The following is a 13,235-nucleotide window of genomic DNA, read 5'->3' on the forward strand; positions in this document are numbered from 1 at the left end:
GTCGTGGGGTTCAGTCGTTGAATCCGGGAATGATGCCGAGGTCCCGCACGTCGGCGGAGTCGGAGCGGATCGGGGCGAATTCGGCGAGGCTGGCCATGGGTTTGCCGGTGTGGCTGGAGAGCGCGCGGAAGCGAAGGGCGCGTGCCTCGATCGGCTTTCTGAAGACAAAGTCTTTCGCTTCGCCGCTGTCTGCCAGTGTGGCGGAAGTCAGAACCGGACTCCACGTTTCGCCGTCCGAGGAGGCGTCGATGGCGAACTCGCGCACCCGGCCATTGGTCTTGTCGGTGCGGTTCTGGACGCGGACACCGACGAGTTCGGCCGGTTCGACAAGATCGAGTGTGTAGGTGATCGGGAATTTCGCCGAGGCTTCCCGCCAGTCCGAATGCCAGATCGTCGCAGCGTCACCATCGATCGCCTGCGTGGCCGGGAATCCCGGATGCGCTGACGACGCGGTGGCGATGACTCCGGCGGGTCGGAACAGCTCCCGCAGCTTCTCGGGTTGAAGCGCGCCGGTCGGATCGAACTGCGGCGATGCCGCATACTTCCTCAACGCGCGGAAGAGCTGCCGGGCGACGATCCGCTCGCCGGGCCGGCTGGTGACGTCGAGCGTGCAGACGAGAAGTTTGCCCTCGCCGACCTTGGCCTCGAAGATTGCCGCAGGGAGTGCGTTCCGGTCGTACTTGTCGATGAAGCGGAACGGCATGCCGATCTCGCGGACCGATCCCGCAAGGTCGACGGCGGAGGATTGGGCCGTCAGCTCCCACCATTGCCAGTTGGTGTGGGTGTCGGTGGGGAAGTCACTCCACAGCGGGTGATCGGTGTCGATGGTGGCGCCGAGCGTGCCGGGCTGGTCCGGGAAGTGGAGGGGTGACCAGAAGACCGGGATGAACCGGGCGTCGATCGGTGAGCGGATCGCGTTGCCTTTGGGAAGCAAAAGCACGGTCTTGCCCGCTTCCAGATCCTTGAGGCAGGCCTCGGACGCGCCATGATGAACGATTGCGTCCGGGGTATCTTCTTCCGATGGATAGACCCATATCGGCCACGAATTCCGGAGTGTCTTGTTTCCGGACTCGACCACCAGGGTGAGGCGGGTCGCGGAGTCCACCGATGTGAGTCCGGTCTCGAATCGGCCGATTTCCAGGCTGTTTCCCTGCGGGTAGGGTCCGGATGGAAAGGTCGCCTGCGCTAGCGTTTCTCCGTCGGGCTCGAGCAAGGTGGCGGTAAAGCCGGTCTTGAGCGTCGAGCCGGTGAAATTTGCGAGTTCGATCTCCGCAGCGAATGTCTCGGTGTTCTCCCAGACGAATTTCCTCATCCGGGCAAGCGGGACGGCGGGCGAGCAGAAGTCGCGAAAGCGTTCCGGTTCAATGAGCCCCTTTGAATCCCAGAAGGAGTCGAGCAATCCTACTGTCGCGGTGCTCTGTCCGGGGAAGTCCTGAAGTTGCAGTAGCTGGATGCCGGCCAGGTCCTTGGTCCGGAGCGCGCGCTCGATGTCCTCCTTGTAGAGCAGGGCGGCGAGCTTGCCCGAGTCCCGTGTGAGGCGGTGGGCGTCGTCGAGCATGTGCTTGCTCTGAAGGTCCTTCCGGATCACCTCCAACGCGGTGGAGCGGAGCGGCGTGGATTCGTATTTGGGAAGCTCCGCGAGGTTGGGATAAACGACATACTGGCCGACCTCGTGGGTGACGAGAGGAATCGAAAGGCACTCGAGTCCTTCCGCATAGTCGGTGTCGGTCGAGGGGAAGGTCGAGTTGAGAAAGCCCTGTCCGCGGACCCAGCCGGACTGCGTTTGCTGGGAGATGAAAAAGTCGTCGGCGGGTCCGGGAAGCTTGCCGCGGGGCGAGAAGGCGAAACTGGTCGAGGTGAAGAGGACATCGGGCGCAAGTTTCCTGAAGTGTTCGACCATGCGGTCCATCGCCGCCAGATCGCCGACAAGTTCGTTGCCGAGTGCGAACATGACGAAGGAGGGGTGATGGCCGAATTCACGCAAGATCCGCTCGCCTTCCGCGATGAAGAAGGCGTCGACTTCAGGCCTTTGTCCCATCTTGAAGGTCCAGTTCGGGAGCTCAACCTGCAGGTAGATGCCGTGGCGGTCGGCGGCTTCGAACGCCGCTTCCGGCGGGCACCACGAATGGAAACGCAAATGGTTCAGGCCGTAGTCACGGCTGGTGCGCATGATCTTCTCCCACTGCGGGCCTTCGGCGTCGGGGTGACCGGTCTGCGGGAAGATGGCGCACTCCAGATTGCCACGCAGGAAGGTCATCTCGCCGTTGATCCGGAGGTGACGTCCGTCCGCCACAAATTCCCGGAAACCGATGTTTCGTTCGAACACGTGGCGTTCGCCACCTGCTTCCAACGAAACGGTCAATCGGTGGATCTCAGGGTTGAACTCCGACCAGTCGCTTAAACCATCGGGGCGATCGGGAAGGAAGAGCTCCTGTACGAAGGTTCCTTTTGGTAGTCGGTAGGGCCGTCTACCCAGTAGGCGTTCGGGTTGATCCGGGGCTGCGAGACGGACTTCGATAGTTCCGTTGATCGGAGTGGACCGGTTCGTAATCTCGAAGGCGAACTTGACTTCAGGACGGCCAGGTGTGGTGCGGATCTCCACATGATCCAGGCGTCGCTTCGGGATCGCCTCCAGTTGGATATCGCCGATGACCCCGTTCCAGATCGTCTGAGTTCCAGCCGTGTAGGCGTGGCCGATGGTTCCGATATCGACGATTTGGCGATTGTCGATGCGGAGGGTCAGGGTGTGCGTCTCCCCCGGACGGAGATGGTCGGTGAGGCTGTAGCGATGCGGAACGGAGAGTGAATTCTGCGGCTCTCCGACCGGCTTCCCGTCGATCCAAACACGGGATTCCCAAAGCACGCGCTCAAGTGTCAGCCGGATGTCGCTGCCCTTCCAGTCGTCGGGAATCGTGACATCGCGCTGATACCAGGCCGGGCCGACGTACGGGTGGCGCTCGCGGAGCCGGTTCATCGTCTCCTTGTCCATCCGGAGCTCCACTTCGAGCTCCGGTCCCTTGCCTTGGCCCGCAGTGGTGCCGGGCAGCTCGATGGTGTCTGGAAATCGCCACGTATCGGGACCCGCGCCGAGACCGTGGTCTTTCGGGTCGAGTGCGAATCTCCACTCACCGGAAAGGTCGAGGATGCCGGCGTGTGCGCAGAGCGTGCCGAGAAGAGACAGCAGCAGTCGGTGGAGCTTCATGGCACGATGTCGATCTCGGCAATGGAGACGAGGGGAGGGGTGAAGCTCCCGGAGATCTCCAAGCGGAGTGAGGTGGTGGTCAGTGGCTCTTGGAACATGATTCGCCGTGCGCGAGCGGAGTCCTGAAGTTGGGCGATGGTCACGAGGCGTTTCCGGTCGTCATAGATCCGAATTTCCGAAATCCGCCCGTTGCGGTTTCCGTCGCCGCGGGGTGTGATGATCACTCCGCGCATCGGCGTTGCGGATCCGAGATCGACGGTCAGTTCGTGCGGCAAAGGCCGCTTGTCGGCTCCGAAAGGTGTGTGCCACAAAGTACCGGGATTGCCGTCGATCGCCTTTGCGGCTTCGAATCCACGGGCGGCACTGCTCGCCGCCGCCTTGGCTCCCATTCCGGCGAGTCTCGACGGCCGGCGGACGAGGCGTTCGAGGTCGGAGCGACTCATTTCGACCGTGGGCTGGAAGCGATCGGAAGCCGCGTATCGCTTGAGTGAGTGGAGGAGTTGTCTCGCGGCCGGGCGGCTGGCCATCCCACGGGTGAGATCGACCGAGCAGGCAAGCAGGCTTCCCTTCCCGACCTTCGCTTCGAAGACGAGCGCCAGCTTGCGGTTCGTCACCCAGTCGTCGATGGGCTGGACGATGGGCTTCAACTCGTGGTGCTCGGTGAGGATGAAGGGGCGGGAGCGGCTGACGATCTCCCACCAGTTCCAGTTGGAGTGAGTGTCGGTCGGGAAGTCGGCGAGAGCCGGGTGGTCGGTCCGGTTGAGGAGCCCCAGCGTATGGGGTGGCTGCCAATCGGTGTAAGCGGTGTTCCAGAAGATCGGCGAGAAGCCGATCTGGAGCGGGAATTCCGGATCGTCGGCGACCTCGGAAGAGTCGGCGAGCCATAGAACGGAGCTTCCTTCCTCAAGGGCTTCGACCGTGTCGGCAAGGGAGCGGGTGATCGAAACCTCCGGTGCCTCAGGCAGCTCGGACGGATACACGAAGAAGTCCCACGAGTTCTCGGCGTCCGTGTTTGTGCCCTTCACGCTGAGAGTCAGTTTGGCAGGAGCGGGGAGCTCGGAGAGATTGACGTTCACGGTGCCAAGCTGGTGGACCTCGCCGGCTTTGAGCGGGCGTGCCTCAAGCTCGCCCGTCGCCAATACCTTGGAGCCATCGGCGATGGTCCAAACAGGTTGGAATGCATGGAAGTCCTCGGGGCCGAAGTGGGCGAGTTCGAGCTCGGCTTCGAGGGTTTCGTCCTGGGTGAGGACGAGCTTGGGGATCCTCGCCAGAGGAACGACGGGGCCGCAGAATCGCCGGAATTCCTCAGCACTGGTGTAGCCCTTCGAATCCCAGAAGGCATCAAGCACGCCAACCAACGCGGTGCCTTGACCGGGGAAGTCGTGGAGGTCGAGTAGCTGGAAACCGCCGAAGCCGGGCGTGCGGAGCGCCGCTTCGATGTCGTGCTTGTAGGCGCCGGCCTGCCACTTTCCGGATGCCATGAGGAAGTCGCGGGCCTGATCGATCAGGCCGTTCCTTTCGGCCGTTTCGCGGAAAATCTCGAGGTTCCCGGCACGGAAGAATCCGTCGTACTTGGCAATCTCTTCGAAGTTTGGATAGGCGCACCACTGGCCGATCTCGTGGGCGATGATGGGGGCGTCGCGATGCTTGTCCGCATATTGGCGCCAGTCGAAGGTGGTCGAAGGAGGTGTCGAGTTGATGATCGAGCCGAGCCCCTGACCCCAGCCCTGGATGCGGGGGTTGATCGGGATGTGGAAGTCGCTTCCCTTCATTACCGGCCAGCCGGCGGCGGTGGTGTAGAGCCGGCGCGGATCCTTCGAGCGCTGCCGATCCACCCAGTCCGCCAGCCACTCCTTGTGCTTCGGTCCGCCCGGCTCGTTGCCGTAGGCCATGAAGACGAAACTCGGATGGTTACCGTAGGTGCTGAGGATCCTCTTGGTCTCTGCGTTGATCCACCGGTCGACGGGACGCCCGGACCCGACTTCCGCGGACCCCTTGGCCCAGGCTGAGGCTTCCGGCTGGAGGTAGAACCCGAGTCGGTCGGCCGCGACAAACGCGGCTCTCGGCGGGCACCACGAGTGGAAGCGCATGTGGTTGAGCCCGTGATCCTTGCAGATGCGGATGATGCGCTCCCACGAGGCGAGGTCGGTTGGCGGGTGACCCGTTTTTGGAAAGATCGCGCATTCGAGCGTGCCGCGCATGAAGGCACGGCGGCCATTGAGATGCAGGATTCCGTTACGGTTTTCGACCTCCCGGAAGCCGAAGGTGGTGTCGACTTCATCGACCGCCATATCGTCGCCGGTGAACAACTGGACCTGGGCGGAGTAGAGCTGCGGATCGAACTCGTCCCACAGCTGCGGAGCCGACTCGAGCTTCGCATTGAGCTCAATCCGGTAGGTGCCGTCCTTTTCCCGGGCGAAGGCGACGGCTTTGGCGAAGGCCGAGTTTGAGGCGTCAGGAGAACGGATTTCGGCCAGAAGCGACGCTTCGTGAAGCTTGGGGTCGGTTTGGCCGCTGACGATCAGCCGGACGCTACCGTCGTTGCTCGGAAAAACGCCAACGTGCTCGATGCGGTTGTTCCCGGGGGCATCCAGGGTCATCGAGCCGACGATCCCGTTCCAGTTGCCTTGGGTGTGGTCGCTCACCGAGTGGGCGTTCGGGCCCGGGTTGACCTCGTCCAGGCGATTGTCGATCCGCAGCGTCATGGTGTGTGCTCCGGTATCGAGCGGCCCGAATTCGAAAACGTGCGGAGTCCCAAGCGCGTCCTGTCGGCCGATGCGTTGCCCATTGATCCACAGCGTGCTGTCCCAGTGTACGCGCTCGAACTCAACCCTCAGTGTCCGGTCGCTCCACTCTGCCGGGACGGTGAACTCGCGTTGATACCATGCCGGGCCGACATAGTGGCGTGGTGGCGTCAGGAAATAGGGCGACTTGAAATTGTCGGTGTCGAGCCACTCGCGGAACAGGTCGGGCTGGGGCCAGCTTGCGATGGTCCAGTCGGATTCCATTGAAGGTGACTCGCCGAATCCTTGTGCGGTGAGCATTCCGGGCAGTCGGATGGTATCCGGAAACCGCCAGTTGTCCGGTTGATCCCGGAGGCCGGAGTCCGACGGGTCCAGTGCGAAGCGCCAGTCGCCCGAGAGGTCGACCGGTTCGGTCGCCATCAGGGAACTGGCAAGTGCGACTGGAAGCAGGAGTCGGATCATGGGGAGTCTTCAGTGGCGCTGACGAAGCTCTGGAGAATCGCGTCGGCGGCGACCCGGTGACCGGCGGCATTGGGATGGTTGGCGGTCGAGTGAAGGTCGGCTTGTGGCGTGCCGGACTGCAACTCGGCGACCCATGCGGCCGACACATCGGCGAGCAAGACGTCTTCCTCGCTGGCGAGACGGCGGATCATGTCGGCGAGGACCCGGAGCCGGTTGGCGGGATCGGAGAGATCTTCGCGAGTGTCGCCCGTCGGAGTGCACAGGACGACAGGGACACCGGCGGTCTTCGCGGCGGTGATCATCGATCTCCACGCGGTCTCAACGGCAGCCGCATCCTGGCTGCGGTCGTTGAGAGCGTAGTCGATGAAGATCAGATCGGGCTTGTGTTTGAGCACATCTGCTTGGAAGCGGGCGGCTCCCGGGATGCTGTTCTCTCCGCCGATGCTGGTCGTGATCACGTTGACCACCGCGTTCGGGTAGCGCTGTTTGAGATCGCGGTGGAAGAAATGGGGGTAGGATTCGAACGGTCGGACATCGGGCGCGACGAAATATCCCGAAGGAACGCTGTGGCCATGAAACACGATGTTGACCGTCCGGTTGTTCGGCCACGTTTTCTTCAGCTCGGTGTCGAGATCGGTAAGCGGCGCGGCGGACGCCAGAGTGGCGGTGGCCAGAAGAAGAGTCAGCGTTTTCATGGGACGGAGGTCTGCGTGAGAGTGGTCTTGAGTGCGGCGGCGCCCGGCTCTGCCGCGTCGAATGCGAGCACCTTTTCGACGGCGGACTCCGCTTCGTCAAATGCGCGGAGGCCGTGGCTGGCGAGAGCGATCAGGAGCCAGGCGTCGGCGTCGCGGCGGGACCGGAGATCCTCATCGAAAACCAGCAGATTCGGCAGGCTGGTGGCGAAGTAGTCGATCTTGGCCGGCTCCGACAACATGGTCCGCGCGAATTGCCGCATGTCTTCGAACAGTCCGACCGCTTCGTTCTCGCGGCCGAGTTCGATCAGCGAGAGGCCGCGGTAGTAGGAGAGGGGCGAGTGCTCGGCGACCGCCATCTCCGTAAAGTCTCCGCGCTCGGACGCCGACGCCTCGAAAGCTGCGGTTGCTTCATCCTGGCGGCCCAGCATCGTGAGGCTGCGTCCCAGCCAGTAGTTGACGTCCGCCTTCGCCTGGAGCGGGTGATAGGCTTCGCCCAAGCTTTCGGGGGTCTCCATGGCGAGGCCGAACTCCCGGTGGGCGGCCTCGGCGTCTCCTTTGTCCAATGCGGCCTGACCGAGCTTGAGCCGTGCCGTGGTGTATTGCCTGACGACGGAGCCTTCGCCGCCTTCCCATGGGTGGAACCGGCGTGACAACAGAAGCTGGAGAGCTTTCGCGGGTTGATCCGAAAGATTGAGAAGGGCCGCCAGTTCGACGGTTGCGTCGTCGCGTCTGAGGACGAGTTCCGAGTGGGCTTCCAAAAAGCGCAGGCGTTCTTCCGGCGGACGGTTCCGCTTGCGGGCCAGTTGGTCGGACTCGCTGACAAGCCGCGGGTCATCGGGAGCGAGTTCGCGCGCGGTCTTGTAATGAGCGGCAGCCTTCTCGCCGTCGCCTTGGTGGTTCCATATCGCGATTCCGAGATTGCGATGGACTTGAGGGTTGCGGCTACCGGCATCGGCCGCGGAGCTCCATGCGCGGATGGCGTCGGCGTGACGACGTTTGTCGTAGAGCAGATTCCCCAGACCGTAAGCCGCAACCGGATCCGGCCCGGGTCGCGAGATTGCCCATTCCAGCACCTTCATCTCTTCGATGCGTGAAGGGAACAGGTGGTCCGGGGAAGACTCGCGGGCTGCCGTGAGCGTGGCATCGGCATCCGTCGAGGTGGTGCGGTGCTTGAACCACGCGAGCACGTAGGCGGTCATCGTCGTCCGCTCGAGCGGATTGGGGACGGCGACGGGGGTGGTCTCGGCGGCATGGTGTGCCTCGATCAGCTCGATGGCTTCCGCAAAGAATCCTGCTTCCTCGAAATCAAACGCGAGGTCGAGAACCGTCTGGGCATCATTGCGGCAAGCGTCTGGAATCCGGATGCCCTTTCCTTCGACGAGTCCTCGCACGACGCGAGCCCAATGGTCGAGGGGATCGGAGGCGAGCAGGGGTTCGAGGGTGCGCGTTGCCTCTTCCGATCGTTCCAGCCGGTGCAGGACCAGAGACATGAGAACCTTGGCCTTGTTGTGATCCCGATTGGTGGCGAGGGAGGCGTCGAGTTGTTCCAGCGCGGAGTTCCAACAGTGGCGGGAGCATTCGATCGTGGCGATCTGGTAGTGTGCACTACTGCGCCACTCGTAGTTCCACGCCGCCTTGTGGAGGCAGCGCAACGCGGCCTCGGAGTCGCCAAGGTAGCGCCAAGCGAGTCCGAGATGGTAGTGGGCTTCTCCAGTGACGGGGTTCGGGTGGCGGGATGTCAGGCGGCCGACGGCCTCGGTGAGGTGCGCGCGGGCGTTCTCGAACTCGCCGCGAAGCAATGCCCGGCGTCCGAGTGCGGTCCGGGCTCGGCAATCACCCGGATCCCTCTCGATGGCCTCCAGCCAGTAGGGTTCGGGCTCCCGGGTCGGATGACGGTACTGCTCGAGGTGTTCGCCGATCAGGTAAAGTTCCTCATTCGTCTTCGCATCGTCCGGAAGGGGCGGCTCGGTCGCCACATCCCTTTCCCGGGACAGCTCCGAAGTGTCGACAGGCCGATAAGCGAGCGCCACACGTCCTTCGCTGTCGAGCAGTTCGACCAGAAGCTCCGCCGGATTTTCGCCGGGGAAGCTTAGACCGGAATCCGCTAGCGATTCGCCGGGGACCAGCTTCACGGGCAGTGTGCCGATCAAGCCGGATGGGGTGGAGAGGCGAAGCTGGCCGTCGAAGGGCTCCGACACGCAGAGGCCAATGGCGATGGAGCGGTCTTCCCTGATGTCGAGAGCGAGTGCGGCTTCGTTGTTTGCCTGCTGCACCGGGCCGATGTTCTGGATCGGCCACCACGACTGGGTGAAGGTCTTGGTTTCGTAAGGTAGAAGATAGGTGAAGTCCGGCTGGTTGTCGGTGTAGATGCCGGCCATCAGCTCAACGTAAGGCCCGCCTTCATCGGTCAGTTCGCGGTCCCATGCCCAACCGAAGCGGTCGTTGCCCCAGGTCCACTGCTTTTTGCCGGGTGCGATGTGGCGGTCCGCGACGTGGACGAAGCCGCCATTCCTGGCGAAGTCATAGCCACCGAAGAAATCGAACCGGGTCTGGCAGACCATGTAAGAGGTCGGAACCGGAATGTTGGCATACCACGAGAGATCGTCTGCTCCGGGGCGCTCGCGATAGTCGATGCCGTAGTAGGGATTTCTGGCGATCGGGAAACTGGACATCGCGCGGACGGCATGGTCCGCGACGTAATGGACGTCCGGGGGGAAGAAGGACTGGTAGCGGTCGTGAACCTCGGCGGCGACATTGGCCCACCAGAGGAAGGTGTGGGTGTGGGGGGTGCGGTTGTAGAGACGTCCGCGGAGCTCCACCCGCGAGGAGCCGGGACGCAGGCGGATCCCGTGCATGCCCTTCAGCCGGTTCAGCGGGTCGTGCTCGGACATCCAGATCGTGAACACTCCGTCGCCTTCGTCCTCGATGTGGACGTCGGTCGGCATGAACGTGCCGGGCCGGTGGTGCTGCGGCCAGTTGAACTCGACTCCGCCGGAGACCCACGGGCCCGCGAGCCCGACGAGGGCCGGCTTGATCACGTCCTGACGGTAGAAGAAGTCGTAGTCGTTGTTGGTCTTGTCCTGACCGATCAGAATTCTTCCCCCGATCTCGGGAAGCATTACGAGACGGACGAAGTCGTTCTCAAGGGTCGCGGCCTGATAAGAGACCGGCACGGATTCGTCGTGCACCTTGTCGATGAAGGGAACCGGATAGACCTTTCCGGAGCTTCCCTGATAGACGCGGCGCTCGAAGAACATCGGGTTCTTCTCGGGCTCGCCGACCGGATACGTCGGGATGATGCGCGGTTCGATGCGGGCAATGACGGACATGACGGGTCAGCGGAAGATGAGGAACAGGGCCGCAACGGCGGCGATGACCGCGAAGGCGGCGACCTTCACGACCGGTTCGGTGGTCAGCGCGACGTCCTCGCGTTCGGGCAGGACGCGGGGTTCGTGCAGTGGACGGGCGAGCGTGATCCCGATCATCACCGCGAACACGACCCCGAAGGCGCAGAGGACCTGGGTGAGGAAATGCATTTCGAACCACGGTTCGCCGAGGATGCCTGCGAACAGTCCCTGTTTGGTGGCGATCTGGAAGAAGGAGTAGGCGAAGGGGCCGAGGACGAGTGCGACAAAGCCGGCTTGCGACGGAGCTCGCGGGAGTAGGAAGGCTCCGAGGAACGCGGCAACCACACCGGGCCAGATGAAGCCTTGGAATTGCTGGATGAATCCGAAGACGCCGTCGGTGAGCAGCGGAGCTGAGATGCAGCCGATGATGACGAAAACGACCGTCAGAATCCGTCCGAGCATGACGATCCGGGACTGGCTGGCCTTCGGGTTGATCAGGCGCTGGTAGAGGTCGATGGAGGCAATCGTCGATGAAGAGTTCAGCAACGACGCGAGGGTCGAAACGATCGCTCCCGCGATCGCGGCGAAGATGAAACCGCGGAGTCCCGGGCCGACGAGTTGCTTGATCAGGGTTGGGTAGGCGCCGTCCGCCTTGTCGGCGATTTCCTCGGGGAAGAGGTTCGCTGCCATGATCCCGGGCATCACGATTGCGAACGGAACCAGCAGCCACAGCGCGCCGGCGAAGATCATTCCGAGTTGCCCGTCGCGGAGTGTCTTTGCCGCGAGATTCCGCTGAACGATGAACTGGTTCAGTCCGCAGTAGTAGACCATCACGATCCACATGCTGCTGAAGACCGTGTGCCATGGCAGGTCCTTGTAGCCGGGATGACCTTCGAAGAGCAGGAGTTTGAGTTTGTCGGCATTCGCGGTCGAAAAGTCGGCCCAGCCGCCCGAGGCATTGAGACCGAGGAAGAAGACGATCATGCCTCCCGCAAGCAGCGCGATGCCTTGGATCAGGTCGGCGTATGCGATCGCCTTCAGCCCGCCGGTTGCGGCGTAGAGGGTGCCGATCGCCCCGATGATCCAGACGCCGCTGCCCATCGGGATTCCGACGAGGATCTTGAGGGCGGTGGCGCCGGTGTACAACACCGCGGTGAGGAGGACTCCGACGTAGATCACGACGGTGATCAGGGCCATCACGCTGCGCGTTGCCTTGTCGTAGCGATACTCGAGGAACTCCGGCATCGTGTAGATGCCCGCGCGCAGGAACTTCGGAAGCAGGGTGATCGCGACGAGCGCGATGAAAACCGAGCCCATCAGCTGCCAAGCCGCTACGGCCAGTCCCTGGCTGGCGGCACCGGCGCCGGCCATGCCGACCATCTGCTCGGACGAGATATTCGCGGCGACGATGGAAATCCCAATCACCGGCCAGCTCAGCGAGCGGCCTCCGAGGAAGTAGGAGGATTCGTCCTCGGTCGTGCCTTGGGTCCTTCGGCTTTTCCACAGGGAAAAGCCGATGACGATCAGGAAGAAGAGAACGAAGGTTGAAATGGTCAGGGTTTCCACGGCGGTGATGGGGGGATGATGCTGGGCTTCTCTGAGAAAACGGGCGATTGTCTGTTCTGGTTGTGATGTAGTCTATTTTATTCAGTGTCCGTCAAGATGCTCGGAACTCCCTAAGCCGTGGAATGGGCGGGGTGGTTTCATGCTTGGTCGGTCTCTTGGATGGTGCGATCCCGATCCTGTTGTGACTGAGGAACAAGCTGAGGATTTCGTGGCTCTGGCGTTGGCCGGGATCGACCGGGAGTATCCGAACAAGCCCGGAGCGGTGCTGACGGGTGCGGGTGAATTGAAGACGCCCAGGCAAATGCATCCGGTCTTCTTCGGGCACTTCGACTGGCACTCGTCGGTCCACGGGCACTGGATGCTGGTGCGGCTGGTCCGTCTGTTCCCTGAGGCCGGTTTTTCGGACCGGGTGAGAGAGATGCTCGATTCGCGGCTGTCCGCGGGCGGTCTGCGGGCCGAGGCGGATTACTTCCTTGAGCCGGAAAACCGTTCGTTTGAACGGATGTATGGATGGGCATGGGCGCTTCGGCTGGCTCTTGAGCTGGCGAATTGGAATGATGTTCAGGCGCAGGACTGGTCGCAGCGATTCAAGCCACTGGAGGAAACGTTGGTGCGGCTCGCAACGGACTATCTGCCGAAGATGGATTGGCCGGTGCGCTGCGGCTTCCACCCCGAGTCGGCGTTTCCTCTGGCGCAGATGCTCGACTACGCGCGCGGGGTGGGAGATCGCGAGCTTGATGAGTTGCTGATCGAGCGGTCGCTCCGGTTCTACGGCGAGGATCGTAATTACCCCACCCGCTACGAGCCGTCCGGCAACGACTTCTTTTCACCCGGGCTCAACGAGGCGGACCTGATGCGGAGGGTGCTCGATCGTGACCGGTTTGAGCGATGGCTCGAAGGTTTCCTCCCCCGATTGGGGGAGGAAGAGGCAGGCAACCTCCTGAATCCGGTGAAGATCAGTGATCCCTCGGACGGTCATCTGATCCATTTGGCCGGGCTGAATCTCAGCCGCTCATGGGCGATGAAGGGAATCGCATCCGCTTTGTCGTGCGACGATCCGCGGGTGTCCGTGCTCGAAAGGTCAGCGGCCGCACACGAAGCTGCCGGCTTGGCATTCGTACGTACGGGACATTACGAAGGAGAGCACTGGTTGGCTTCGTTCGCGGTGTATTTGTTGGGGAAAAGCGGACGATAACGTGTTCTCGTGACTTGGCATTGG

6 protein-coding genes are annotated in these 13,235 nt (G+C 62.7%); 1 reads left to right on the forward strand and 5 read right to left on the reverse strand.

From position 1 onward, the window contains the following. Window positions 1–10: 10 nt before the first annotated feature. Genes HAHE_RS18095 through HAHE_RS18115 form a run of 5 tightly spaced genes read right to left on the reverse strand, consistent with a single transcriptional unit; the run spans window position 11 to window position 12,016 of the window. On the reverse strand, window positions 11–3,202 hold the full coding sequence (locus tag HAHE_RS18095; protein WP_338686416.1) for a discoidin domain-containing protein: 3,192 nt from the start codon (window positions 3,200–3,202) through the stop codon (window positions 11–13). After that, window positions 3,199–6,408, reverse strand: a complete 3,210-nt coding sequence (locus HAHE_RS18100; RefSeq protein WP_338686417.1) for a discoidin domain-containing protein — start codon at window positions 6,406–6,408, stop codon at window positions 3,199–3,201. The genes HAHE_RS18095 and HAHE_RS18100 overlap by 4 nt, the downstream gene beginning before the upstream one ends. Then, entirely contained in the window at window positions 6,405–7,103 is a 699-nt protein-coding gene (locus HAHE_RS18105; RefSeq protein WP_338686419.1) for an SGNH/GDSL hydrolase family protein, read from the reverse strand. Before HAHE_RS18105 ends, HAHE_RS18100 begins: the two co-directional genes overlap by 4 nt. Continuing rightward, window positions 7,100–10,432 (reverse strand): DUF5107 domain-containing protein, encoded by a 3,333-nt coding sequence (locus HAHE_RS18110; protein WP_338686420.1) that lies wholly within the window; start codon window positions 10,430–10,432, stop codon window positions 7,100–7,102. The genes HAHE_RS18105 and HAHE_RS18110 overlap by 4 nt, the downstream gene beginning before the upstream one ends. A gap of 6 nt (window positions 10,433–10,438) precedes the next feature. Further along, on the reverse strand, window positions 10,439–12,016 hold the full coding sequence (locus tag HAHE_RS18115; RefSeq protein WP_338686422.1) for an SLC5 family protein: 1,578 nt from the start codon (window positions 12,014–12,016) through the stop codon (window positions 10,439–10,441). 181 nt (window positions 12,017–12,197) lie between these two features. Here HAHE_RS18115 and HAHE_RS18120 point away from each other — a divergent pair, with 181 nt between their 5' ends. Further along, window positions 12,198–13,211, forward strand: coding sequence for a DUF2891 domain-containing protein (locus HAHE_RS18120; protein ID WP_338686423.1), 1,014 nt, complete (start codon window positions 12,198–12,200; stop codon window positions 13,209–13,211). The last annotated feature ends 24 nt before the right edge of the window (window positions 13,212–13,235 follow it).

The organism is Haloferula helveola (genome assembly GCF_037076345.1).
GTDB classification, from domain to species: domain Bacteria; phylum Verrucomicrobiota; class Verrucomicrobiia; order Verrucomicrobiales; family Akkermansiaceae; genus Haloferula; species Haloferula helveola.

Coding starts and splice junctions, on each gene's coding strand:
- HAHE_RS18095 (WP_338686416.1), bottom strand. CDS start 3,202: ATGAAGCTCCACCGACTGCTGCTGTCTCTTCTCGGCACGCTCTGCGCA.
- HAHE_RS18100 (WP_338686417.1), bottom strand. CDS start 6,408: ATGATCCGACTCCTGCTTCCAGTCGCACTTGCCAGTTCCCTGATGGCG.
- HAHE_RS18105 (WP_338686419.1), bottom strand. CDS start 7,103: ATGAAAACGCTGACTCTTCTTCTGGCCACCGCCACTCTGGCGTCCGCC.
- HAHE_RS18110 (WP_338686420.1), bottom strand. CDS start 10,432: ATGTCCGTCATTGCCCGCATCGAACCGCGCATCATCCCGACGTATCCG.